Source organism: Cyanobium sp. CH-040, assembly GCF_024346135.1.
Lineage (GTDB): Bacteria > Cyanobacteriota > Cyanobacteriia > PCC-6307 > Cyanobiaceae > NIES-981.
Map to the genome: position 1 here is coordinate 99,459 of NZ_JAGQCJ010000004.1, position 21,807 is coordinate 121,265.

A 21,807-nucleotide genomic window follows, 5' to 3' on the forward strand; every position below is an offset into this window, starting at 1 on the left:
TCCGTCACCGTCCGCGCGGCGGCGATCATCACGCCGCATTCATGAACACCGTGCAGCGATGAACACCGTGCAGCGATGACCGCCACGATGCCCCCGGCCGCGGTGCTGGTGGTGGCCGGCACCCATGGCAATGAGCGCAACGCGCCCTGGCTGCTGCAGCACTGGCAGCGTCATCCCGATCAGCTCGCCGATGCGGGGCTGGCCCTGCAGCTGGTGCTGGGCAACCCCTCCGCCCACGCCGCCAACCGGCGCTATCTGGAGCGCGATCTCAACCGCTGTTTCGCCCCTGCACTGCTGGAGGACCCCGCCGCCACCGGAGCGGATCTGGAGCGGGCCCGCGAACTGCTGACGCTGCATGGCCGGCAGGGCCTCGAACCCTGCGCTGTGGCCCTGGATCTGCACAGCACCACCAGCGCCATGGGCAATTCACTCGTGGTGTACGGGCGGCGTCCCGCCGATCTGGCTCTGGCGGCCGGCATCCAGGCACGGCTGGGGTTGCCGGTGTACCTGCACGAAGCCGATGCCCGGCAGAACGGGTTTCTGGTGGAGTGCTGGCCCTGCGGCCTGGTGATCGAGGTGGGCCCGGTGCCCCAGGGGGTGATCCAGGCCCCGATCTGCCGCCAGACCCAGCTGGCGCTGGAGGGAACCCTTGCCGTTCTGGCGGATGCCCGGGCCGGGCGGCTGCGTCTGCCGCCCGGCCTCGTGGTGCATCGCCACCTGGGCAGCCTCGATCTGCCCCGGGCTGCGGACGGCACCCCTCTGGCCTGCATCCATCCGCGACTGCAGCACCGCGACTGGCATTCCCTGCGCCCGGAGGATCCGCTGTTCCTGGATCGGGCCGGCCGCAGCGTCACGCTTGGCTCGGCGCTGAGATCCGGCTCGGCCCCGGAGGCGCTGGCTCAGGGCTCAGGGCCCGATCCCCTGGTGCCGGTGTTCATCAATGAGGCGGCCTACGGCGAGAAGGGCATCGCCCTGAGCCTCACCCGTCGGGAGCGCTGGCCCGTGCAGCCGGCTTTGGCGGAGGCTCTGGAGCAGCTGGCGGCAGGCCTGGCGCTGCGCCCGGCTCACTGAGCCGGCGCAACCGCGCTGGACTGCTCCGGCCGCGGCGGGCCGTTGTAGATGACCTGCAGCACGCTGCGGCCGTCGGCGGAGATGCGCACCTCCGTTTCCACGCTGGCCGGCATCTGGAACTGCTCCCATCCCGGCACCCCGCCCAGAAAGCGGAACAGGAAGCTGTCGTCATCCATGCTCACGAGACAGGCGTTGCCGGCATCGGCCGTCTGGAACATGCACTGGGCCGGGCGGTAGACGCTCAGACCGCCGTTCTGCTGCACGGCCACGTTGCGGGCCAGGTTGAGGGCTCGCACGGCGCTGAAGGTGACCTGGGCCTGGGCCGGGGTGCCGCTGAGGCCTGAGGTGCCGAACAGGATGGCGGCGAAGGTGGCCGCACCCATGGCCAGGGGCCTGACGAAGCGCATCGCTGAATGAAGCGGTCAAGGTGCCAGATCAGCCGTTCGTCAGACCGATGTCAAGCCGTCCTCAGCCGCACACCAAGGTGGCCTGTTCCTTGGTGCAGGGCAGATCGCTGCTGGTGCCATCCGCCCAGTAGATGCGCAGCCGGTCGTCTTCCGTGCCGCTGCGGTAGGTGATCGAACGCACCGGTCCGGCGGGAGCCTTGTTGGGCCGGTCCTCCGGGTCCCTGGGGGTGACGCCGTGCAGTTTCTGCTCCAGCTGCTGAAGCTTGAGATCGAGCTGCTCCTGCCGCTGCTGCAGTTGCTTCACCTCGGATTGCAGATCCGTCTTCTGGCAACCGCTGAGCACCAGGGCGCCACAGAGCCCGAGCAGACCGATCACCCCCGTGGCTTGCAGGCGGCGGGGACGGGGTTGGGGGGCGGGCAGTGCCATGCCGTGCAGGCCAGGGGAGACCTGCACATCTAGCAACCTCAGAGCACCCGTGCCAGCCGCTCGCTCCAGTACACGACGGCGCCGATGCGCTCCAGTTCCGTGCGGCGGCGGCGCGCCAGCTCCAGAGGCACCCGCTCGGCATGGCGTTCGCCGTTGAGGGCCCAGCAGAGCAACACCATCGCCGCAGTGCCATGGGGCGGAACCCCGAACCTGCCCCGTGACCCGGATGGGCGCCGCGGGGATGGGCAAAACCACACATGCCGGCAGCAGGCCCCATGCAGCCAGGCCCCTGCAACGCCCCTTCACAAACCCCGCAATGTTCTGTTACGTTGCTTTCTGACGGGTTCCCGTCCTGCATCCCTCCGGGCCTGCCCTGCCGTTGCGGCAGGGCCGCCGTCAGCTCCGCCTGGCCGGTCGTCCGGAACTCTCGTTTCCAACCCCTGTTCTCATGACCACCACTCTCCAGCAGCGCTCCGGCGCCAACAGCTGGGAGCAGTTCTGCGGCTGGGTCACCTCCACCAACAACCGCCTCTACGTGGGCTGGTTCGGTGTGCTGATGATCCCCACCCTGCTGGCTGCGACCATCTGCTTCATCGTGGCGTTCATCGCCGCTCCCCCCGTCGACATCGACGGCATCCGTGAGCCCGTTGCCGGCTCCCTGCTCTACGGCAACAACATCATCTCCGGCGCCGTTGTTCCTTCGAGCAACGCCATCGGTCTGCACTTCTACCCCATCTGGGAAGCCGCTTCCCTCGATGAGTGGCTCTACAACGGCGGCCCCTATCAGCTGGTGGTGTTCCACTTCCTGATCGGCGTGTTCTGCTACATGGGCCGCGAGTGGGAACTCTCCTACCGCCTGGGCATGCGCCCCTGGATCTGCGTCGCCTACAGCGCCCCCGTGGCCGCTGCCAGCGCCGTGTTCCTGGTGTACCCCTTCGGCCAGGGCAGCTTCTCCGACGGCATGCCCCTCGGCATCTCCGGCACCTTCAACTTCATGCTGGTGTTCCAGGCTGAGCACAACATCCTGATGCACCCCTTCCACATGCTGGGTGTGGCCGGTGTTTTCGGCGGCAGCCTGTTCTCCGCCATGCACGGTTCGCTGGTGACCAGCAGCCTGGTGCGTGAGACCACCGAAACCGAGAGCCAGAACTACGGCTACAAGTTCGGCCAGGAGGAAGAGACCTACAACATCGTGGCCGCCCACGGCTACTTCGGTCGCCTGATCTTCCAGTACGCCTCCTTCAACAACAGCCGCAGCCTGCACTTCTTCCTGGCCGCCTGGCCTGTGGTGGGCATCTGGTTCACCGCCCTTGGCGTGAGCACGATGGCGTTCAACCTGAACGGCTTCAACTTCAACCAGTCGATCCTGGATGGCCAGGGCCGGGTGGTGAACACCTGGGCCGACGTGCTGAACCGCGCCAACCTGGGTATGGAAGTGATGCACGAGCGCAACGCCCACAACTTCCCGCTGGACCTGGCGGCCGCTGAAGCCACCCCGGTGGCGCTCACCGCACCCGCCATCGGCTGAGTCCGCTCGTCTGAGCTCCTGACATGTTGATCGGCTGAGTCATCAGAGATCTGATTCATCTCAGTCTGATCAACCAGAGTTCGAGTGATCAAAGTTCGCTCAAGTCCACTGTGATCAATCCATTGTGATCAGATCGCCCAATCTGGATTCACGCTCTACAGCCCTCGCCCTGCGGCGGGGGTTTTTTCATGCGCGCCTTTCGCCAGACCTCCACACGTCCAAGGAGAGCGGAGACGACTCGTTAGGCTCGCCCCAGCGCGCATTCCCCATGGGCAGCAGCTTCGGCCGGCTCTTCCGCATCCACACCTTCGGTGAGTCCCACGGCGGCGGCGTGGGCGTGATCGTGGATGGCTGCCCGCCCAGGCTGGAGCTGGATCTGGAGGCGGTTCAGAGCGAACTCGACCGGCGCAAGCCCGGCCAGAGCAGGATCACCACGCCCCGCAAGGAGGACGACCGTGTCGAGATCCTCAGCGGCCTGCTGGACGGGGTGACCCTGGGCACGCCGATCGCCATGGTGGTGCGCAACAAGGACCAGCGCCCCCAGGACTACAAGGAGATGGAGGTGGCCTTCCGCCCCTCCCACGCCGACGCCACCTACCAGGCCAAGTACGGCATCCAGGCCCGCAGCGGCGGCGGCCGCGCCTCGGCCCGGGAAACGATCGGCCGGGTGGCCGCCGGCGCCATCGCCAAGCAGCTGCTGGCCAAGGCCCACGGCACCGAGGTGCTGGCCTGGGTGCAGCGCATCCACACCATTGAGGCCCAGATCGATCCCGCCACCGTGACGCTGGAGGCGATCGAGAGCACCATCGTGCGCTGCCCCGATGCCGCCAGCGCCGAGCGGATGATTGAGCGGATCGAGGCGATCGGCCGCGAGGGCGACTCCTGCGGCGGCCTGATCACCTGCCTGGTGCGCCGGCCGCCGGTGGGTCTGGGCATGCCCGTGTTCGACAAGCTGGAGGCCGACCTGGCCAAGGCGGTGATGTCGCTGCCGGCCACCAAGGGCTTCGAGATCGGTTCCGGCTTCGGCGGCACCCTGCTCAAGGGCAGCGAGCACAACGACGCCTTCCTGCCCACCACCGACGGCTCCCTGCACACGGCCACCAACAACTCCGGCGGCATCCAGGGGGGCATCAGCAACGGCGAGGAGATCGTGATCCGCGTGGCCTTCAAACCCACCGCCACCATCCGCAAGGAACAGCAGACGATCAACGCAGCCGGCGAAGCCACCACCCTGGCGGCCAAGGGCCGCCACGATCCCTGTGTGCTGCCCCGGGCGGTGCCGATGGTGGAGGCGATGGTGGCCCTGGTGCTGGCCGACCATCTGCTGCTGCAACAGGGGCAGTGCAGTCTCTGGTAGTGACCCTCTGCAGCCGCTGCCGGATCAGCCGGCGCTGGCGGCCAGCCTGCTGACCAGCAGCGCCAGCTCGTCCCAGGCGGCCGGCCCATCGAGCCGTCCCCCCAGCGCCACGGCATCCACGCCCGCATCCAGCCAGGTCGGCACGTCGTGCACCCCCAGGCCGCCTGCGGCGATGCAGGCGGGCAACGGCCCACCGAGGGGGGCGCGCAGGCGGGGCCAGAAGCCGGCCCCGAGGCTGGCGGCCGGGAACAGCTTCACCAGGACGCAGCCAAGCTGCCGGGCACAATGCACCTCGCTGGGGCTGAACACCCCGGGCACCAGGGCGAGCCCCCGGGCACGGGAGGCCTGCAGCAGCTCAGCGTCGAGCACCGGTGAGACGGCATAGCCCAGACCGGCCGCCTGGATGGCCTCCAGAGCCTCGGCCGTGCACACCGATGCCGCACCGAGCCGCAGGCGAGGGAAGCGGCGCACCAGCGCGGTGGCCTGTGCACACCACTGGGGATGGTCGTTCCAGGCCAGTTCCACATGGCGCAGGCCGATGGCGTCGAGCCGCTCGAGCTGGGGCGAGAGCTGAAGAGGCTGCTCGGCACGAAGCACCACCAGCAGGGGCTGGTGGTGCAATGCCGCCAGAAGCGTCAGTGCCGGATCGGCGGGAGGAGCGGAACTCAGAGCGGCTGGAGAGGCAAGACGCTCAGACGTACTCGGCGACCTTCACATCCCGGCGGATCAGCAGCTCCTGCAGATCCTCGGCATCCACGGTCTCCTTCTCCACCAGCATCTCGGCCAGCTCGTCGAGCACGGACCGGTTGGCCGTGAGCACCTCGGTGGCCCGGCGGTAGGCCTCATCCACCAGCTGGCTCACCTCCTCGTCGATCGTGGCGGCGGTGTCCTCGGAGAAGTCGCGCTCGGCGGCGATGTCGCGGCCGAGGAACATGCCGCCCTGGCTGCGGCCGAGGGCCACCGGGCCGAGACGGTCGCTCATGCCGAAGCGGGTGACCATCTGGCGGGCGACACGGGCCACCTGCTGCAGGTCGTTGGAGGCGCCTGTGGTGACCTCGTCGTCGCCGTAGACGATCTCCTCGGCGACGCGGCCGCCGAGGGCCACAGCCATCTGGTTCTGGAGATAGGCGCGGGAGTAGAGGCCCGACTCCATCCGCTCCTCACTGGGGGTGAAGAAGGTGAGACCGCCGGCCTGGCCGCGGGGAATGATCGAGATCTTCTGCACCGGGTCGTAGTCGGGCATCAGGGCGCCCACCAAAGCGTGGCCGGCCTCGTGGTAGGCCACCAGCCGCTTGCGCTTCTCGCTCATCACGCGGTCCTTCTTCTCCGGACCGGCCATCACCCGCTCGATGGCGTCGTTCACCTCGTCCATCGAGATCTCGTTGAGCTGGCGCCGGGCCGCCAGGATCGCCGCCTCGTTGAGCAGGTTGGAGAGATCGGCCCCGGTGAAGCCCGGCGTACGGCGGGCCACCTTGTCCAGATCCACATCCTTGGCCAGGGTCTTGCCGCGGGCGTGCACCTGGAGGATCTGCAGGCGGCCGGTGTAGTCCGGACGGTCCACCACCACCTGGCGGTCGAAACGGCCAGGACGCAACAGGGCGGCGTCGAGGACGTCGGGCCGGTTGGTGGCCGCCACGATGATGATGCCGGTGTTGCCCTCGAAGCCGTCCATCTCGGTGAGCAGCTGGTTGAGGGTCTGCTCGCGCTCGTCGTTGCCGCCGCCCAAGCCGGCGCCGCGCTGGCGGCCCACGGCGTCGATCTCATCGATGAAGACGATGCAGGGGGCGTTCTTCTTGGCCTGCTCGAACAGGTCACGGACGCGGCTGGCGCCCACGCCCACGAACATCTCCACGAACTCGGAGCCGGAGATCGAGAAGAAGGGCACGCCAGCCTCACCGGCCACGGCCTTGGCCAGCAGGGTCTTGCCGGTGCCTGGGGGGCCCACCAGCAGCACGCCTTTGGGGATCTTGGCGCCGACGGCGGTGAAGCGGTCGGGGTTCTTGAGGAAGTCCACGACCTCGGTGAGCTCCAGCTTGGCGCCCTCGATGCCGGCCACATCGCCGAAGGTCACCTGGGTCTGGGGCTCCATCTGCACCCGGGCCTTGCTCTTGCCGAAGCTCATGGCCGGGTTGCCGCCGCCGCCCTGGGCGCGGCGCAGCAGAAAGAACAGGCCGCCGAGCAGCAGCAGGGGGAAGATCAGGCTGCCCACTGCCTGCTGCCAGGCCGCCGGCTCACGGCTGGGCTGCACGGCGATGTCCACGTCGTGCTCGGTGAGCAGCTTGAGCAGGTCCTGATCAGGAGCCAGGTTCACCACGGCGCGGCGGCCGTCGCTCTCCACCACCTGGGCGGTGCCGCGGTCCGGCGAGATCAGCACCCGCGACACCTCGTTGGCCTGCACGGCCTCGACGAAGTCGCTGTAGCGCAGGGTGCGCGGCGCGCTGGCGGAGTTGGGACGGTCGAGGAAGGCCGTGCCCACGGCGATCATCACGATCACCAGGAGCACGTACAGCCCCGCGTTGCGCCAGCGCTTCTTCACGGCCCTCGCCTCAGCTGAGAAAGAAAGTAACGGAATGTTAACCGGACCGCAGGCCGGTCGGTGGGGCCACGGCTGGGCTCAGGCGGCCGCCCGCAGCACCTCCACCACACTACGGAAGGCGAACCACTCCGGAATCTCCTCGCCGCCGCGCAGCATCTGGCGGAACTGGGTGCCGCTCAGCTTGCGCACGTGCAGCCCCCGGGCCTCCGCGTGCTCGGCCGTCACGTAGCCCTCCTCCTCGGTGAAGACGAGGTTGAGCGAGGGCACGGTCTCCATGCCCAGCTCGCTGGCGCTGTCGCGGGCGAAGTCCTGGGCCTGGTAGGGGCCGTAGAAGTCGTCGCCCGTCAGGGAGCTCTTGCAGCCGGCCATGTCGCGGCCGATGATGAAGTGGGTGCAGCCGTAGTTCTTGCGGATGATCATGTGCTGCAGCGCCTCGCGCGGGCCGGCCATGTGCATCGAGTAGGGCAGGTAGGCCCAGCGGATGCGGGGATTGGCCACCTCCTCGGCCAGGCGCTCGTAGGTCTGGAAGCGCACCTCGCCAGCGATGTCGTCCTCCTGGGTGGGACCGCAGGTGGGGTGCACCAGCACCACGCCGCCCTGGCTCACGTTGTCGGCATGCAGGGCCCGGGTGAACAGCTCGTAGTGGGCGCGGTGGATGGGGTTGCGGCACTGGAAGGCCACCACGCTCTGATCGGCCGGCAGGGTGGCGCGCACCTCGGCCGGGGTCTTGCAGGGGAACACCCGCCGGGGCAGCTCCAGCCCCTGCACGCTGCCGCCCAGGTAGAAGCGGCCGCGCTCGCTGGCGATCATGCGCACCGCCGGGTGCTCCAGGGAGGTGGTGCCGTAGCAGCCCCTGGCCTCGCGCACCTTGTCGGGCTCCCAGCGGCTCTCCACGGTGAACACCGCCAGCTCCTGGCCCCGGTAGGTGAGCAGCAGGCGCTCGCCGACGGCGATGGTCTCGTCGTCGGTGTCGAGCACGATCGGCAGGCCGAACAGCAGGCCGCTGCTGGTGCGGTTGGTCTCCACCACCGACTCGTAGTCCTCCTGGTGCATGAAGCCCAGGAGGGGGGAGAAGCCACCCACGATCAGCAGCTCCACATCGCAGGCGTTGCGGTCGCTGCACTCCAGCCGCCTGCCGGCGCTGGCCCGCACGGCCTCGCGCTCGGCCTCGCTCACCATCAGGTTCACCAGGCTGCCGCCGTGGGGGGCGATCAGGCCCTGACGGGCTGTGTCGAGGCTGGTTTCGGTGGCGGCCATCGGCAAGGGCGATCGGGGATGGCTGTGGATTCTCCCAGACCAGCCAGAGCGGCGAGCGCTGGCGGCGCCCAGCAAAAAGGGGCCGTCAGGCCCCCGGGAAGCATGCAGGCAGCTCAGCTGTGGAGTGGCCGGCTGTGGAGTGGCACGGGCGCCTGCGGCAGAGCGACTGGGTACAGCGATCAGGCCTCTTCCAGGCGGCCATAGAGCTCGCCGGTGATCTTCACATCGACGGGATCTTTGGACCCCATGTCGGTATCGGACGGCTGGATGGCCGTGAACACGCCAGCGAATTCACCGGTGGCGCCATCGACGCGGGTGATCGAGAGCTCCATCGAGCCGGTGCCCTCGACGTAGCGCTTGATGTTCTCCCGCTCGAGCCCCTTGCTCTCAGCGCCCAGGCCCACCAGACCCTGGGTGTACTCCACGCCGGTGGTGAGGCCGCGGGCCTTGGGATCCAGGAAGTTGGAGGTGCGGTAGCTGGGCACCCGATAGGAGCCCTTGAAGTCGGTGCTGGTGCTGATCGCGGCCCCCTCGGCGGTGGCGTCGAGCTCCTTGCTGGAGAACACGAAGGGCACTTCTTCGCCACCGGGCAGCAGCACGGTGATCAGCTGGAAGTCGAGGCCGCCCTGCTCCTTGAAGTTGAGGGTGTCACCCGACACCTTCAGATCCCCGAAGACCTGGTCGAGGCTGGTGGTGAAGCGGGTGAGGATCTTGCCGGGCACGAAGCGTGCCTCCTGGCGCTTGTTGGTCGGCTCACCCTTCACGGACACCTCGGCGGGGTGCATGCAGATCTCGCGCAGCTGGTAGCTGGATCCGGAATTCAGGGCAATCGAGCCCCGGGCCGATTCGGGCAGGGTCGGGCAGTCGTTGGCCAGACCGGTGTTGTGGATCTCGTCGTAGGTGAGCTGGGACCGATCCACGGCCTTGGCCCCACCGCTGCAGGCGGTCACCAGGGTCAGACACAGCGCCAGCACGAGGGCCAGCAGAGGACGGAAACGCATGGGAGAACGCCGCAGAGGGTGGTCGGGGACTGGGCTGGCGCGGATCCTACCGGTGCCGAACCCCCGCTCCCCCTACGATGTCGCTGCTCTCAACAACCTGTATGCGAGCCCGACCTGCCTCTGCGATCCGCGGCTGACGATGGCTCCCGACGCGGCCTCCAGTTCAGACGGGACTCGGGCCCTGAACCCGGATCGCCCTGACGATGCCGGCACCGGTTCCACTTCCGATCGCCGCCAGCGGCTGAGCCTCGTGCTCGCTGAACTGGATGGCCTGGCCAGCGAACTGGCCGGCGATCCCGAGGCCCTGCTGGAGATGCTGCGTCGGTTGGAGCAGTTGCACCGCAGCATCCAGGACGGCCCCTTCCGCGCCAGCCTGCCGGCGGACCGCAACCAGCTCTTCGCCCTGCTGCAGGGCATGGAGGGCTCGGGCGGCTGGCCCTACATCCCTCGGCTGCAGCTGCGCACCTTCATGGATCTGCTGCAGCGGGAGCAGGAGCAGGTGCAGGAGGACACGGCGGAGCATCCGCTGGCGGCCTGATCCGCTGGCGCAGCGCGCTCAGCAGCCGGTGGGCCAGCGCCAGCTTGGACTGTGACTCCAGCTCATGCCGCTCTCCCGGGGACGGGCCGAGCAGCCAGCCCCGGTTGCTGGCGGCAGCGAAGCCGGCGCCTGGCTCATCGATCGGATTGGCGAACAGCAGATCGCAGCCCTTGCGGCCCCACTTGGCCAGCGCCTGGGTGAGCACGTCGCCACTGTGGGCCGCGAACCCGAGGATCACCTGATCGGGCGGGCGCCGGTCCACCAGGCCCTTGAGGATGTCGGGCACGGGCTCCCAGCCGCGACCCAGCTCCTGGGCCAGCTCCTGCTTGGAGAGCTTCTGCTGCAGGGGTCGCGCCCGGCGGTGATCGGCCACGGCCGCCGCCATGGCGATGGCATCGGCCCGGGGCTGGGCCTCCACCAGGGCCTGTTCCAGCTCGGCGGCCGTGGTGACGGCCCGACAGATGAGGCCGTCGAGCCAGGCCGCGGGCACCTGCAGGGGGCCGTGCACCAGCTCCACCCGGGCACCCCGCAGCCGCGCCGCCTGGGCCAGCAGGACTCCCATGCGCCCGCTGCTGGGGTTGGTGAGGCATCGGGCGGGGTCGAGCGCCTCCCGGGTGGGGCCGGCGCTCACCACCAGGTTCAGCCCCTGCCAGTCGCGCCGCCAGCCCCAAAGCGCCAGCGATTCGAGGGCCAGCAGCAGCAGCTCGGGCTCCGCCATGCGTCCGTCGCCAAGGCGGTCGCAGGCCAGCAGCCCCTGAGACGGACCGATCGGCAACACCCGCTGCCAGCCCTGCAGGGACTGCCAGTTGGCGCGCACCCCGGGGGATGACCACATGGCGGTGTTCATGGCCGCGGCGGCGAGCATGGGAGCCTCACAGGCCAGCAGCGTGCTGGCCAGGAGGGTGTCGCCGAGGCCATGCACCCAGCGGCCCAGACTGGTGGCACTGAGCGGCGCCAGCAGCACCAGCTCGGCCCATTCAGCCAGCTCCACGTGCAGCGGCCGCGCCGCCTGGGGGCTCCACTGATCGGCGTCGAGATGGCAGGGCTGGCGGCTGAGACAGGCCAGCGCCTCGGCACTCACCAGCCGGGCGGCGCTGGCGGTGAGCACGCAGCGCACGCTGGCGCCGCGCTGCACCAGGGCGCTCACCAGCAGGGGCAGCTTGACGGCGGCGATGCTGCCGCTGATGCCCACCAGCACGCGCCGTCCCGCCAGGGGATCGGGGCTCACGCGTCAGTCCTCATCGAAGGGTTCCTGATCCACCAGGTGCAGGTAGGGCCTGGCCAGGTCGGGACGGTGAATCGCCAGCGCCCGCATCAGATGCCAGTCGGAGAGCCCGTCGAACGGGCTGGGGTAGTCGTCCTCCTCGAGCCGGCGGGCCAGGGCGGCGACGCCCGCCTCATCGAAGGCCGCCAGGCGTTCGGGGGTGATCGAGGCGGTCATCGGCGGCAGGGGGGCACAACGGGGAATAATGGTGGTGCTGGCGGGGAATTAGCTCAGCTGGTAGAGCGCTGCGATCGCACCGCAGAGGTCAGGGGTTCGAGTCCCCTATTCTCCACTCCCCGACCGAATCATGGACTGGACCCCCGAGGCCGAGGAACGCCTCCGCGAGGTGCCGTTCTTCGTCAGGCCAGCCGTTCGCAACCGCATCGAACGGCTGGCCGGCGAGGAAGGCCTGAGGCGGATCGATGTGCCGTTCTACGAACAGGCCAGGGCGCGTTTCGCCCGGCGGTGAGCGTTCCGGCCGGCGCCGACCCCCCGATGGGGTAAAAGAGACGCACTTCCGACCGTCTTTCATGTCGCAATCCAAGCGCGAACAGGTGGTGAGCCACCTGCGCTACATCCGCCAGGAGCTTCGCGAAATGCACCAGGGCGTGATGGAGGACGGGCTGCTGCCGGAAGCGGGAGAGGTGCGCGGCGTGATGGCCCAGATGGAAGCCCTCCTGGAACTGCTGGAGGGCAAGTCCAGCCGCAAGAAGGACAGCGACGCCTGAACCGCTGCAACCGGCGGCGTCAAGGCCTGAAGAGGACGCTCCGTCAAACGTCCTCGCCACCCTTGCCGGCCGAGCACCGGAACGCTTCCTTGTTGGGGTCCCCATCACCCGGCTCGGGCCTCTGAGGCTCCGGGCTTTTTTATTGGCATCCCCTATCGGTAGTGCTTCAGACCTTGCGCCACGCAAGAGATGGTGTAGACAGGTGTCGGCAGGGCTGGGCCGGGTGATGGGGATCGCCAGTCGCTGACCCTGCCGCCTTCCTCCGCCGCCCCGTTCAACGGACGGGAGCGGCGGCTCCCGGCCAGGATCAACAGGCGCCTGAGCCAGCCGATGCGAACACCGCTGCCGGCCCCGACGACCGGGCCACGCCCCCTGCAGCAGACCCGTTTCCAGCGCAGCCTGGTGCAGGTCGGAGCCCGGCTTGTGGCCTGGGCCGCGAACCCCTGGCGCCGCGCCTCGCTGCAGCTGATCACGCTGCTGATCAGCTTCTCCATCGGCGGGGTGGTGGGATCCATCAGCGGACAGATCGGGCAGATCGATCCGGTCGGGGCGCTGCTGTGCGTGCTCACCATGGAACTGGCGGTGCGCGCCCGCGGCCCCCTGCGCCGCCGCCCCGGTGATCCCCTGCCGCTGCAACTGCTGGACATGGGCCGCATCGGCCTTCTCTACGGCCTGCTGCTGGACGGCTTCAAGCTGCTCTAGCCGTCGGCGGCCGCCAGGAGATAGAGCAACGCCATGCGCACCGGGATGCAGTTGCGCACCTGCTCCTCCACCAGGCTGCAGGCGGGATCGTCCAGCAGGGCGCCGGCCAGCTCCACTCCCCGGTTCACCGGTCCCGGGTGCAGCACCGGCACCGGCCGCCCGCAGAGGGCCAGCCGATCGTGCGTGAGCCCGTAGCAGCGGTGGTAGCTCTCCAGGGTGGTGAGCAGGTGCTGGTGCATGCGTTCCTTCTGCAGCCGCAGCGTCATCACGGCATCAGCGCCCGGCAGGGCCTCCTCCAGGCTGCGCACCAGCCGCACGGGGCCACGGTGAGGCACCGGATCGACCGCCTGACCCGGGGGCGGCGCCGCCACGAAGTCGGCGAACTGGTCCGGCAGCAGCGTCGGCGGACCGCAGAGCACCACCTCGGCGCCACAGGCCGTGAGGGCCCAGAGGTTGGAACGGGCGACGCGGGAGTGGAGCACGTCACCCACGATCACCACCCGGCGCCCTCGCAGTGCCTCTGGAGAAGGGGCATCCGGACTGAAGTGGCGGGCCAGGGTGAAGAGATCGAGCAGCCCCTGGCTGGGGTGGCTGTGCAGTCCATCGCCGGCGTTGAGCACGGCCACCCGATCCCCGCTGCGGTCGAGGGCCTCCGCCAGGATCTGGGGCACCCCGGCGCAGCCGTGACGCACCACGAGCAGGTTGGCCCCCATGGCCACGTAGGTGCGGGCGGTGTCGAGGAGGCTTTCGCCCTTGACCAGGGAACTGGACCCTGGGGCGAAGCTCTGCACATCGGCCGACAGGCGCCGGGCCGCGAGCTCGAAGCTGCTGCGCGTGCGCGTGCTGGCCTCGAAGAACAGCGTGGTCATCAGCCGGCCCTGCAGGGCGGGCAGCTTGCGGGTGCCCGTCACGGGCAGGTTGCGGAAGCGCTGGGCCAGTTCCAGCACGGTGGTGAAGTCGTCGGTCGAGAAGGCCGACAGATCGATCACATGGCGGTGATCCCAGCCGCTCAACACCCGGCACCGGCGGACCCCTTCAACCTAGGGGCCGGCGGGACGGCTGAGGATCCCCCGGGGCACGCCGGCTGACGCTGCGGCTGCGGCGCAGATACCAGCGCCAGGGGAGTTCCCTGCCCTGGCTGATGCCGATGCGCTCCGTCTGCACCAGGTCGGCGGCGGCCAGCGCCAGGGCCTCGGGACGCGGCGACAGCCAGAGACCCCGGCCAGCAGCCACCGGCGCGCCATCGTGGCGGCGGTCGATGCCGAAGCGCCGCGCCAGCAGCCCGGGCCCGGCGGCGCTGCGCTCCGCCTCCCCGGGGAGTTCAGCGGCCCGCAGCAGCACGCCACCGGCCCAGTCGGCCCTGTCGGTGACCACGTTCACGCAGTGGTGCACCCCGTAGGTGAGATACACGTAGAAGTGCCCCGGCTTCCCGAACAGGGTGGCGTTGCTGGGGCTGCGGCGGCGGTGGCCATGGCAGGCGGGTTCGCTCTGGCAGTAGGCCTCGGTCTCCACGATCACGCCCCAGAGGTGGGAGCCGTCAGGCTGTTGCCGCACCAGCAGGCAACCCACCAGCTCCGGCGCCACCGCCCGGGCCGGACGTGCAAAGAAGGCGGTGGGCAGCACAATGGAGGTCAGCTCTTGCGCCGTAACCACCATGGACAGCTCCGCCGCCACCGCGGCCTCCGGCTTCAACCTGGGCACCGTGCTGCTGGCCGTGAGCGGCCTGTTCTGCCTGGCCACGCTGTTCTTCGGCACCAAGGGCGGGTACTACGACACGGACGACTACGACGGCAACGGCACCGCCCACTGAGCCGGCAGCAACCAGCAACCGGCACGATGCCACGGGCGGGTGGCTCAGCCGCTGAGGCGCTCCGCCTCCGGACAGTCGTCGGCCATCGGCAGCTCCTCGCCGGGAGCGCGGCACACATAGGAGAGGCGTGTGCTCACAGCACCGATCGAGTCGAGGCGGACGCTCTCCTCCCAGCTGTGGGCTTCGTCATCATCGGTGGCGTCGTAGCGGAGGGTGACCAGATCACCGTCGATCTCCACCACCAGCGCCTCTTCGATCCAGCGCTGCTGGTCCCGCAGAAACACCCACACCGGCCGGCGCTCGGCGGAGAATTGATAGAGCTTGCGATGCAGCATGGGCGCCAACGGCTCAGCTCGCCCACCGATCCTAGGCAGGGTGGGCAGGGTTGCCGCTGTTCACCCTGACCCGTTCAGCCGGCTTCGAGCCGCCCCTTCAGCCCACCCTCACCACAGCCATGACCGAGATCGAGGCCCCCATCCCCGCGGGCAGCGCCGACACGGAGGCCATCCGGCTGCAGCTGCGCAGCTGGCCGGAAGTGGAGGCCTATCTGGAGCGCTGCCGGGGTGTGATCGTGCCCCTGGGATCGACTGAACAACACGGCCCCAGCGGCGCCATCGGCACCGACGCCCTCACCGCCGAGGCAGTGGCGCTGGAGGTGGGCCGGCGCACCGGTGTGCTGGTCACCCCCACCCAAGCCTTCGGCATGGCCGAGCACCACCTGGGGTTCGCCGGCACCGTGAGCCTCCAGCCCTCCACCCTGATGGCGGTGCTGCACGACGTGGTGCTGTCCCTGGCGCGGCACGGCTTCGAGCGCATCTACGTGATCAACGGCCATGGCGGCAACATCGCCACCGGCAGGGCCGCCTTCGCCCAGGCCCATGCCACCGCCGCGGCCCGGGGGCTGCCGGTGGCGCCACGGCTGCGCTGCAAGCTGGCCAACTGGTTCATGGCCGCTCCGGTGATGCAGAAGGCGCGGGAGCTCTACGGGGATCGCGAAGGGCACCACGCCACCCCCAGCGAGATCGCCCTCACCCTGCATCTGGAACCGAGCCTGATCGACAAGCAGCGGCCCCTGCCGGAACCACCGCCGGCCGGACCGATCCACGGCCCCGAGGACTTCCGCCGCCGCCATCCCGACGGTCGCATGGGCTCGGATCCCTACCTGGCCAGGGCCGACCACGGGCACACCTTCCTGGACCTGGCCGCCACGGCCCTGGCGGCGGATCTGCAGACGTTCCTGACGGCGGAGGACTGAGGCGACGGGGGCTCACGGAAGCTGACCTGGGCTAGCGCTAGCGTCGCGCCAGCCGCCCAGCAGTCCGATGAGCAAGATCAGCGCCGACGACGTGCGCAAGGTGGCCGGCCTGGCCCGGCTGGCCCTGCCGGAAGAGAAGATCGCCACCTACACCACCCAGCTGGAGCGGATCCTCGACTACGTGGACCACCTGCAGGCCGTGGACACCGAGGGGGTGCCCCCAACCACGCGCGCCGTGGAAGTGGTGAACGTCACCCGCGAGGACCAGGTGGAGCCCACCCGGGTGCGCGACGCGCTGCTCGAACTGGCACCCCAGCGGGAGGGAGACTTCTTCAGGGTGCCGAAGATCCTCGGCGAGTGAACACTCAGCGCACCGGCGACACAGCCGTGCGGTGAAGCAACTCCAGCACCCGACGGCGTGCATGGCGGGTGGGCATCAGGGCCGCCAGGGGACGCAGCTTGCTGCGGCGTTTTCTGTGGCTGCGCACCCCCAGCAGGATGTCGTAGAGAAAATTGAGCACATCACTGCGGGATTCGAACAACCCCAGGCGCTGAGGGGAGCCCTTGGCATCGAGCAGATGCTTGGTGGCGTGATAGGCAGGCCGGTACTCGAACCAGGGAATTGAAGGCCAGAGATGGTGAACGAGGTGATAGTTCTGACCCATGATCAGCCAGTTCATCAGCCTGCCCGGGTAGACGCGGGCGTTATGCCAGCGGTTGCGCGACTGGAAGGGCCGGTGCGGCAGGTAGTCGAAGAACAGCCCGAGGGTGACGCCGACCATCAGCGCCGGCGCGAACCAGCAGTTGAAGATATAAGGAAGGAACTCGTATTTGGCGGCAGCTACGACAATGGCAATGAAAACGCCACGGGCGATTCCCCACTCCAGCAGCTCATAGCGACGCCAGAGGCGACGCTGGAAAAAGAAGACTTCGTGATAAAAGAAGCGTGGCGCGATCAACCACAGCGGCCCGAACGTGCTGACGATGTGATCGGGATCGTGTCTGGGGTCGTTGACGTGCGCATGGTGCTGGAGATGCACCCGGGTGAACACCGGAAAACTGAAGCCCAGCAACAGGGCAGCGCCGTGCCCCATCACCGCGTTCCAGAAGCGGTTCGGATGGGCGGCGTTGTGGCAGGCGTCATGGATCACCGTGCCCTCCAGATGCAGGGCCAGAAAGCCGATGATCAGCAGCGGCAACAGGGGCCACTGGCCCACGAACCAGCCCCAGATGCTCAGGCCGGCCAGGGCGTAACCCACGAGGAACAGACCCACGGTGGGGTTCCAGGGACCCGGCGGATCGAGGAACTGCTTGGGAACCGAGCGTGGCAGCGCTGCGGCCGGGGCCAGGGTCATGGGCGCGGACGAATCCGGGGCGATCGCACGGTGGGCCTGCAACTTAGGCAACGGTTCCGGTGCCCCGGGAGGCGGGGCCTGGCCGGCGATGCCCACCGGGGGACTTGAACCCCCACGACCGAGGTCACTGGAACCTAAACCCAGCGCGTCTACCAATTCCGCCAGGTGGGCAGGCCCACGACTGTAGGCATCGCTGACGGGAGGGGCGCAGCGGAGTTGGGCGGCGGGGATGGGCGATCCCGGTGCGGCTCAGAATGGCGGCAAACCGCGCCCCCGGCCATGCTCGCCACCCTGGGCGGAGCCCTCGCACTGGTGCTGGGGCTCGCCGTGCTGCTGCTGCCGCTGCTGGTGCCGGAGCTGAGCCGCTCCCGCGACGCCCTCTGGGGCGCGGTGGTGCTGCTGCTGGGCCTGGTGCTGGTGACCAGTGCCGAGCGGCTCACCGGCGCCCCGATGCTGGGAGTGCTCTGCGGCAGCCTGCTCATCGGCCGGCTGGGGGTGGAGGTGGCGCAGGGCCGCTGGCGGCAGCTCACGGAGGAGGAGCGCCAGCGGCTCTGGTCGGCGGAGCGCTGGCAGAGGGCCCTGGGCGAACTGGGCGGCACCGCCGCCAGGCTCTGGGAGATGGCCGCTGAGGTGGTGCGGACGGCAGGAACCTGGCTGGGAGCACGAAACCGGCCCCGCGGCGGCGGCAAGCGCTGGGTGCGGCCGGAGCCCACGTCTGCGGAACCCTCCTTCCCGGAATCGACAGCCGCCGAGCCCGCCAGGAAGGACTCGCCCGCAGCGGTGGAGGCCGGTTCTGCAGCGGAGCCCGCGCCCGCGCCGGAACCCCTCTCCACCGCCGAAGTCCCCGATGCACTCGTGGTGCAGTCGTTCGAGGAGATCGAGGCGCTGATCCAGGCCAGCGAAGAGCCTGCCAACGACGATGCCGATGCTGCCGACGGTGCCGCGGACGCTTCGGGGCCTTCGAGCCGGGCGGGATAATCCCTCCTTGCCGCCTCCGGGCCCGTGACCGCCAGCTCCGCGTCCGAGCCGATCTCCTACAAGGACACCCTCAACCTGCTGCAGACGCCCTTCGCGATGCGGGCGAACGCCAAGCAGCGCGAGCCGGAGATTCAGGCGTTCTGGAGCGAGCAGCGGATCTACGAGCGCCTCAGCCAGCAGAACCCGGGCAAGCCCTTCACCCTGCACGACGGGCCGCCCTACGCCAACGGGGCCCTGCATGTGGGCCACGCCCTCAACAAGATCCTCAAGGACATCATCAACAAAACGGCCCTGCTGCAGGGCAAGAAGGCGCGCTTCGTGCCGGGCTGGGACTGCCACGGCCTGCCGATCGAGCTCAAGGTGCTGCAGGGACTGAGCAGCAGTGAACGCGCCGAGCTCACGCCGATCAGCCTGCGCCGCAAGGCCCATGCCTACGCGCTCGAGCAGGTGGAGGGCCAGAAGCAGGGCTTCCGGCGCTGGGGCATCTGGGCCGACTGGGACCAGCCCTACCTCACCCTGCAGAAGGAGTACGAGGCCGCCCAGATCGGCGTGTTCGGCGCCATGGTGCTGGCCGGCCACATCTACCGGGGCCTCAAGCCGGTGCACTGGAGCCCCAGCTCCCGCACGGCCCTGGCCGAAGCGGAACTCGAATACCCCGACGGCCACACCTCCCCAAGCGTGTATGCGGCCTTCCCGGTGGTGGAGCTGCCGGCAGCCCTGGCCCGGCAGCTGGGCGCCGCCGGCCTGAGCCCGGAGACCGCCACCGCCTCAGGCGGCCTGGCGGTGGCGATCTGGACCACCACCCCCTGGACCCTGCCGGCCAACCTGGCGGTGTCGGTGAACGAGCGGCTCGACTACGCGATCTGCGCCGTGACCCCCCGCGGCGAGACGCCCGCGCCGGCCGCCAGCCACCTGGTGGTGGCCGCCGAGCTGCGCGAGAGCCTGGAGACCAGCCTTGGCCTCACGCTCATGCCCGTGCTGCAGGTGAAGGGCGCCGAGCTCAAGGGGATCGTCTACCGCCATCCGCTGCTGGAGCGCACCAGTCCGGTGGTGATCGGCGGCGACTACATCAACACCGAGGCCGGCACGGGCCTGGTGCACACCGCCCCCGGCCACGGCGTCGACGACTTCAACACCGGCAGGAAAGTCGGCCTGCCGGTGCTCTGCCCGGTGGATGAAGCCGGCAATCTCACCGCCGAGGCGGGTCCGTTCGCCGGCACCAACGTGCTCAAGGACGCCAACCCCGCGGTGATCAGCGCCCTGGAAAGCACGGGCCTGCTGCTGAAGCAGGAGCGCTATGAGCATCGCTACCCCTACGACTGGCGCACCAAGAAGCCCACGATCTTCCGCGCCACCGAGCAGTGGTTCGCTTCGGTGGAGGGCTTCCGCAGCGCGGCCCTGGAGGCCATCGCGGCGGTGGAGTGGCTGCCGGCCAGCGGCCGCAACCGCATCGAGGCGATGGTGAGCGAGCGGGGCGACTGGTGCATCAGCCGCCAGCGCACCTGGGGCGTGCCGATTCCCGTCTTCTATCACCGCGAAACCGGTGAGGTGTTGCTCAACCAGGCCACCCTCGATCACATCCAGGCGCTGATCGCCGCGCACGGCGCCGACGTGTGGTGGGAGCGCGATGAGGCCGGGCTGCTGCCCGAGCCCTACGCCGCCGAGGCCAGCCAATGGCGCAAGGGCACCGACACCATGGACGTGTGGTTCGACTCCGGCTCCTCCTGGGCCGGGGTGCTGGGGGGGCTGGGCGCAGAGGGAGCAGGAGCAGACAGCGACTCCGCGCACGAGGCCCAGACCGGAGGTCGCCCTGGGTTGCAGTACCCCGCCGATCTGTATCTGGAGGGCAGCGACCAGCACCGCGGCTGGTTCCAGAGCAGCCTGCTCACCTCGGTGGCCGTCAACGGCCATGCCCCCTACAGGCGGGTGCTCACCCACGGCTTCACCCTCGATGAGAAGGGCCGCAAGATGAGCAAGTCGCTGGGCAACGTGGTGGATCCCGCGGTGCTGGTTGAGGGCGGCAGGAACGAGAAGCAGGAGCCGGCCTACGGCGCCGACGTGCTGCGCCTGTGGGTGAGCTCGGTGGACTACTCCGCCGATGTGCCCCTGGGGCCGGGCATCGTGAAGCAACTGGCGGACGTGTACCGCAAGGTGCGCAACACCGCCCGCTACCTGCTGGGCAACCTGCACGACTTCGATCCGCGGCCCCGGAGCGAGGGCGGCGACGCCGTGGCCTACGCCGAGCTGCCGCTGCTGGATCAGTGGATCCTGCAGCGCACCGCCGCCCTGATCGATGCCGTGACGGGCGACTTCGAGCGCTTCGAGTTCTACCGCTTCTTCCAGGCCCTGCAGAACTTCTGCGTGGTGGATCTGTCGAATGTGTATCTCGACATCGCCAAGGACCGCCTCTATGTGAGCGGCGCGGCCGACTTCCGCCGGCGCAGCTGCCAGACGGTGCTGAGCCTGGTGGTGGAGCGCCTGGCCGGCCTGATCGCGCCGGTGCTCAGCCACATGGCCGAGGACATCTGGCAGAACCTGCCCTACCCGGTGGCCGAGGCCTCGGTGTTCGAGCGGGGCTGGCCGACGGCGCCCGAGGCGTGGCACCAGCCCGCGCTGGAGGAGCCGATGGGGGTGATCCTGGAGCTGCGCACCCTGGTGAACCGCCAGCTCGAGAGTTGCCGCAAGCAGGGCGGCAAGGCCGGCAGCGAGGGCAGCGGCGAGGGCCCTGAACAGGCCATCGGCGCCTCCCTGGAAGCCCAGGTGCAGATCATGCTGGCCGCAGACGACAGCAGCGCAGCCCTGGCAGCGGCCCTGGGATGGCTGGAGCGCTCCACCCATCCCAGCGTGGACAACCTCACCGACTGGCTGCTGGTGTCAGCCGTGCACATCGGTGGCGAAGTACCGGAGGGCGTGCTGGCCGAGGCCAGCAGCGGCGGCGTGACCGTGCGTGTGGCCCGGGCCGCCGGCCGGAAATGCGAGCGCTGCTGGCACTACGAAACCGACATCGGCCAGCACCGTGCCCACCCCACGCTCTGCGGCCGCTGCGTGGCCGTGCTGGAGGGTCGAGGGTGACACCGGACCAGCTGATCCAGGCTCTGGAGCTGGTGCCCCATCCCGAGGGCGGCCATTACCGGGAGACCTACCGCGCCCGGATCCAGGTGCCCACACCACGGGGACCCCGGGCCGCCAGCACCGCCATCCTGTTTCTGCTGGCGACGGGGGAGTTCTCCCGCTGGCACCGCATCCGCTCCGATGAGGGCTGGCACCACCACGGCGGCGGCGGCCTGACGCTCTACGAGCTCTGCCCGGCGGGACGCGCACGCCGCATCCGCCTCGGGCTGGACCTCGGCGCCGGCGAACGGCCCCAGCATGTGGTGCCGGCCGGCAGCTGGTTCGCCGCCGAGCCCCGGCCGGGCACCCCCTGGAGCCTGGTGAGCTGCACGGTGGCCCCAGGGTTCGACTTCGACGATTTCGAACTGGCCGCGCCGGAGCAGCTCAGCCCCCACCGCAGCGCTCTGAGCCCTCTCTGCCCGCACTGGCAGCGCCTGCTGACGGCCGGAGCGTGAGGCTGCCGCCAGCGGGGCGCGAGCTCG

Annotated in this window: 26 protein-coding genes and 2 tRNA genes; 14 read left to right on the forward strand and 14 right to left on the reverse strand. The window is 69.5% G+C overall.

The annotated features are described in order from the left end of the window. The first annotated feature begins 87 nt into the window (after positions 1-87). The gene (locus KBY90_RS05495; protein ID WP_396122545.1) at positions 88-1,071 is read left to right on the forward strand and encodes an aspartoacylase; all 984 of its coding nucleotides are present in this window, start codon (positions 88-90) and stop codon (positions 1,069-1,071) included. Here the strand turns inward: KBY90_RS05495 and KBY90_RS05500 are convergent. From KBY90_RS05500 to KBY90_RS05510, 3 genes are all read right to left on the reverse strand, one after another. Next, entirely contained in the window at positions 1,065-1,478 is a 414-nt protein-coding gene (locus tag KBY90_RS05500; protein WP_254967471.1) for a hypothetical protein, read from the reverse strand. The genes KBY90_RS05495 and KBY90_RS05500 overlap by 7 nt on opposite strands. Before the next feature lie 61 nt (positions 1,479-1,539). Then, positions 1,540-1,905 carry a hypothetical protein gene (locus KBY90_RS05505; RefSeq protein ID WP_254967472.1) on the reverse strand — a complete coding sequence of 122 codons (366 nt, stop codon included), beginning with the start codon at positions 1,903-1,905 and terminating at the stop codon, positions 1,540-1,542. 38 nt (positions 1,906-1,943) lie between these two features. Continuing rightward, positions 1,944-2,084: a hypothetical protein gene (locus KBY90_RS05510; RefSeq protein WP_254967473.1), complete on the reverse strand. Its 141-nt coding sequence runs from the start codon at positions 2,082-2,084 to the stop codon at positions 1,944-1,946. Positions 2,085-2,353: 269 nt separating this feature from the next. On the opposite strand from KBY90_RS05510, the gene psbA reads away from it, so the two are divergent. Beyond that, positions 2,354-3,433: a photosystem II q(b) protein gene (gene psbA, locus KBY90_RS05515; protein WP_254967474.1), complete on the forward strand. Its 1,080-nt coding sequence runs from the start codon at positions 2,354-2,356 to the stop codon at positions 3,431-3,433. 268 nt (positions 3,434-3,701) lie between these two features. After that, on the forward strand, positions 3,702-4,790 hold the full coding sequence (gene aroC / locus KBY90_RS05520) for a chorismate synthase (RefSeq protein ID WP_254967475.1): 1,089 nt from the start codon (positions 3,702-3,704) through the stop codon (positions 4,788-4,790). A 24-nt stretch (positions 4,791-4,814) separates the two neighbouring features. On the opposite strand, the gene KBY90_RS05525 is transcribed toward aroC, so the two are convergent. The 4 genes from KBY90_RS05525 to KBY90_RS05540 all read right to left on the reverse strand — a co-directional run bounded on the left by KBY90_RS05525 (position 4,815) and on the right by KBY90_RS05540 (position 9,584). Next, positions 4,815-5,411: a bifunctional 4-hydroxy-2-oxoglutarate aldolase/2-dehydro-3-deoxy-phosphogluconate aldolase gene (locus KBY90_RS05525; RefSeq protein ID WP_254967476.1), complete on the reverse strand. Its 597-nt coding sequence runs from the start codon at positions 5,409-5,411 to the stop codon at positions 4,815-4,817. Between the two features lie 70 nt (positions 5,412-5,481). Then, positions 5,482-7,326, reverse strand: coding sequence for an ATP-dependent zinc metalloprotease FtsH3 (gene ftsH3 / locus KBY90_RS05530; protein ID WP_254967477.1), 1,845 nt, complete (start codon positions 7,324-7,326; stop codon positions 5,482-5,484). Positions 7,327-7,404: 78 nt separating this feature from the next. After that, on the reverse strand, positions 7,405-8,583 hold the full coding sequence (sat, locus tag KBY90_RS05535; RefSeq protein WP_254967478.1) for a sulfate adenylyltransferase: 1,179 nt from the start codon (positions 8,581-8,583) through the stop codon (positions 7,405-7,407). Between the two features lie 179 nt (positions 8,584-8,762). Further along, entirely contained in the window at positions 8,763-9,584 is an 822-nt protein-coding gene (locus tag KBY90_RS05540; RefSeq protein WP_254967479.1) for a photosystem II manganese-stabilizing polypeptide, read from the reverse strand. Between the two features lie 139 nt (positions 9,585-9,723). On the opposite strand from KBY90_RS05540, the gene KBY90_RS05545 reads away from it, so the two are divergent. Next, positions 9,724-10,122: a hypothetical protein gene (locus tag KBY90_RS05545; RefSeq protein WP_396122543.1), complete on the forward strand. Its 399-nt coding sequence runs from the start codon at positions 9,724-9,726 to the stop codon at positions 10,120-10,122. On the opposite strand, the gene coaBC is transcribed toward KBY90_RS05545, so the two are convergent. Together coaBC and KBY90_RS05555 are read right to left on the reverse strand one after the other, a co-directional pair. After that, positions 10,052-11,350, reverse strand: a complete 1,299-nt coding sequence (gene coaBC / locus KBY90_RS05550) for a bifunctional phosphopantothenoylcysteine decarboxylase/phosphopantothenate--cysteine ligase CoaBC (RefSeq protein ID WP_254967480.1) — start codon at positions 11,348-11,350, stop codon at positions 10,052-10,054. The genes KBY90_RS05545 and coaBC overlap by 71 nt on opposite strands. Before the next feature lie 3 nt (positions 11,351-11,353). Then, positions 11,354-11,563: a DUF2555 domain-containing protein gene (locus tag KBY90_RS05555; protein ID WP_254967481.1), complete on the reverse strand. Its 210-nt coding sequence runs from the start codon at positions 11,561-11,563 to the stop codon at positions 11,354-11,356. A 42-nt stretch (positions 11,564-11,605) separates the two neighbouring features. On the opposite strand from KBY90_RS05555, the gene KBY90_RS05560 reads away from it, so the two are divergent. The 4 genes from KBY90_RS05560 (at position 11,606) to KBY90_RS05575 (ending at position 12,816) form a co-directional block, all read left to right on the forward strand. Then, a tRNA-Ala gene (locus tag KBY90_RS05560) sits at positions 11,606-11,678 on the forward strand. A 15-nt stretch (positions 11,679-11,693) separates the two neighbouring features. Continuing rightward, the gene (locus KBY90_RS05565) at positions 11,694-11,855 is read left to right on the forward strand and encodes a PCP reductase family protein (protein WP_254967482.1); all 162 of its coding nucleotides are present in this window, start codon (positions 11,694-11,696) and stop codon (positions 11,853-11,855) included. A 61-nt stretch (positions 11,856-11,916) separates the two neighbouring features. Further along, positions 11,917-12,114, forward strand: a complete 198-nt coding sequence (locus tag KBY90_RS05570) for a hypothetical protein (protein ID WP_254967483.1) — start codon at positions 11,917-11,919, stop codon at positions 12,112-12,114. Between the two features lie 330 nt (positions 12,115-12,444). Beyond that, complete coding sequence (locus KBY90_RS05575; RefSeq protein ID WP_254967484.1) at positions 12,445-12,816, forward strand: DUF565 domain-containing protein; 372 nt, start codon at positions 12,445-12,447, stop codon at positions 12,814-12,816. Here the strand turns inward: KBY90_RS05575 and KBY90_RS05580 are convergent. Together KBY90_RS05580 and KBY90_RS05585 are read right to left on the reverse strand one after the other, a co-directional pair. After that, the gene (locus KBY90_RS05580; protein ID WP_254967485.1) at positions 12,813-13,829 is read right to left on the reverse strand and encodes an aspartate carbamoyltransferase catalytic subunit; all 1,017 of its coding nucleotides are present in this window, start codon (positions 13,827-13,829) and stop codon (positions 12,813-12,815) included. The genes KBY90_RS05575 and KBY90_RS05580 overlap by 4 nt on opposite strands. A gap of 22 nt (positions 13,830-13,851) precedes the next feature. Further along, positions 13,852-14,472, reverse strand: coding sequence for a DNA-3-methyladenine glycosylase (locus KBY90_RS05585; RefSeq protein WP_254967486.1), 621 nt, complete (start codon positions 14,470-14,472; stop codon positions 13,852-13,854). On the opposite strand from KBY90_RS05585, the gene KBY90_RS05590 reads away from it, so the two are divergent. Beyond that, positions 14,471-14,626, forward strand: a complete 156-nt coding sequence (locus KBY90_RS05590) for a hypothetical protein (RefSeq protein ID WP_254967487.1) — start codon at positions 14,471-14,473, stop codon at positions 14,624-14,626. The two genes, KBY90_RS05585 and KBY90_RS05590, sit on opposite strands and share 2 nt — an antisense overlap. Before the next feature lie 44 nt (positions 14,627-14,670). Here KBY90_RS05590 and KBY90_RS05595 read toward each other — a convergent pair whose 3' ends face one another. Then, positions 14,671-14,961: a DUF6679 family protein gene (locus tag KBY90_RS05595; RefSeq protein WP_254967488.1), complete on the reverse strand. Its 291-nt coding sequence runs from the start codon at positions 14,959-14,961 to the stop codon at positions 14,671-14,673. 119 nt (positions 14,962-15,080) lie between these two features. On the opposite strand from KBY90_RS05595, the gene KBY90_RS05600 reads away from it, so the two are divergent. Next, positions 15,081-15,881 (forward strand): creatininase family protein, encoded by an 801-nt coding sequence (locus KBY90_RS05600; RefSeq protein WP_254967574.1) that lies wholly within the window; start codon positions 15,081-15,083, stop codon positions 15,879-15,881. A gap of 67 nt (positions 15,882-15,948) precedes the next feature. Further along, the gene (gene gatC, locus KBY90_RS05605; RefSeq protein WP_254967489.1) at positions 15,949-16,242 is read left to right on the forward strand and encodes an Asp-tRNA(Asn)/Glu-tRNA(Gln) amidotransferase subunit GatC; all 294 of its coding nucleotides are present in this window, start codon (positions 15,949-15,951) and stop codon (positions 16,240-16,242) included. Positions 16,243-16,246: 4 nt separating this feature from the next. Here the strand turns inward: gatC and crtR are convergent, their stop codons facing one another. Next, complete coding sequence (crtR, locus tag KBY90_RS05610; protein ID WP_254967490.1) at positions 16,247-17,236, reverse strand: beta-carotene hydroxylase; 990 nt, start codon at positions 17,234-17,236, stop codon at positions 16,247-16,249. Between the two features lie 89 nt (positions 17,237-17,325). Beyond that, positions 17,326-17,407 (reverse strand) — tRNA-Leu (locus tag KBY90_RS05615). 108 nt (positions 17,408-17,515) lie between these two features. On the opposite strand from KBY90_RS05615, the gene KBY90_RS05620 reads away from it, so the two are divergent. Genes KBY90_RS05620 through KBY90_RS05630 form a run of 3 tightly spaced genes read left to right on the forward strand, consistent with a single transcriptional unit; the run spans position 17,516 to position 21,780 of the window. Continuing rightward, a complete protein-coding gene (locus KBY90_RS05620; RefSeq protein WP_254967491.1) occupies positions 17,516-18,214 on the forward strand; it encodes a Ycf66 family protein in 699 nt (232 codons plus the stop codon). Positions 18,215-18,238: 24 nt separating this feature from the next. Then, positions 18,239-21,286 carry an isoleucine--tRNA ligase gene (gene ileS / locus KBY90_RS05625; RefSeq protein WP_315858714.1) on the forward strand — a complete coding sequence of 1,016 codons (3,048 nt, stop codon included), beginning with the start codon at positions 18,239-18,241 and terminating at the stop codon, positions 21,284-21,286. Next, the gene (locus tag KBY90_RS05630; RefSeq protein WP_254967492.1) at positions 21,283-21,780 is read left to right on the forward strand and encodes a cupin domain-containing protein; all 498 of its coding nucleotides are present in this window, start codon (positions 21,283-21,285) and stop codon (positions 21,778-21,780) included. The genes ileS and KBY90_RS05630 overlap by 4 nt, the downstream gene beginning before the upstream one ends. Positions 21,781-21,807: the final 27 nt, after the last annotated feature.

Coding starts and splice junctions, on each gene's coding strand:
- KBY90_RS05545 (WP_396122543.1), top strand. CDS start 9,724: ATGGCTCCCGACGCGGCCTCCAGTTCAGACGGGACTCGGGCCCTGAAC.
- psbA (WP_254967474.1), top strand. CDS start 2,354: ATGACCACCACTCTCCAGCAGCGCTCCGGCGCCAACAGCTGGGAGCAG.
- KBY90_RS05510 (WP_254967473.1), bottom strand. CDS start 2,084: ATGGTGTTGCTCTGCTGGGCCCTCAACGGCGAACGCCATGCCGAGCGG.
- KBY90_RS05570 (WP_254967483.1), top strand. CDS start 11,917: ATGTCGCAATCCAAGCGCGAACAGGTGGTGAGCCACCTGCGCTACATC.
- KBY90_RS05595 (WP_254967488.1), bottom strand. CDS start 14,961: ATGCTGCATCGCAAGCTCTATCAATTCTCCGCCGAGCGCCGGCCGGTG.
- gatC (WP_254967489.1), top strand. CDS start 15,949: ATGAGCAAGATCAGCGCCGACGACGTGCGCAAGGTGGCCGGCCTGGCC.
- KBY90_RS05600 (WP_254967574.1), top strand. CDS start 15,081: ATGACCGAGATCGAGGCCCCCATCCCCGCGGGCAGCGCCGACACGGAG.
- KBY90_RS05540 (WP_254967479.1), bottom strand. CDS start 9,584: ATGCGTTTCCGTCCTCTGCTGGCCCTCGTGCTGGCGCTGTGTCTGACC.
- KBY90_RS05500 (WP_254967471.1), bottom strand. CDS start 1,478: ATGCGCTTCGTCAGGCCCCTGGCCATGGGTGCGGCCACCTTCGCCGCC.
- aroC (WP_254967475.1), top strand. CDS start 3,702: ATGGGCAGCAGCTTCGGCCGGCTCTTCCGCATCCACACCTTCGGTGAG.
- KBY90_RS05585 (WP_254967486.1), bottom strand. CDS start 14,472: ATGGTGGTTACGGCGCAAGAGCTGACCTCCATTGTGCTGCCCACCGCC.
- crtR (WP_254967490.1), bottom strand. CDS start 17,236: ATGACCCTGGCCCCGGCCGCAGCGCTGCCACGCTCGGTTCCCAAGCAG.
- KBY90_RS05620 (WP_254967491.1), top strand. CDS start 17,516: ATGCTCGCCACCCTGGGCGGAGCCCTCGCACTGGTGCTGGGGCTCGCC.
- sat (WP_254967478.1), bottom strand. CDS start 8,583: ATGGCCGCCACCGAAACCAGCCTCGACACAGCCCGTCAGGGCCTGATC.
- KBY90_RS05590 (WP_254967487.1), top strand. CDS start 14,471: ATGGACAGCTCCGCCGCCACCGCGGCCTCCGGCTTCAACCTGGGCACC.
- KBY90_RS05505 (WP_254967472.1), bottom strand. CDS start 1,905: ATGGCACTGCCCGCCCCCCAACCCCGTCCCCGCCGCCTGCAAGCCACG.
- KBY90_RS05495 (WP_396122545.1), top strand. CDS start 88: ATGCCCCCGGCCGCGGTGCTGGTGGTGGCCGGCACCCATGGCAATGAG.
- KBY90_RS05575 (WP_254967484.1), top strand. CDS start 12,445: ATGCGAACACCGCTGCCGGCCCCGACGACCGGGCCACGCCCCCTGCAG.
- KBY90_RS05555 (WP_254967481.1), bottom strand. CDS start 11,563: ATGACCGCCTCGATCACCCCCGAACGCCTGGCGGCCTTCGATGAGGCG.
- KBY90_RS05565 (WP_254967482.1), top strand. CDS start 11,694: ATGGACTGGACCCCCGAGGCCGAGGAACGCCTCCGCGAGGTGCCGTTC.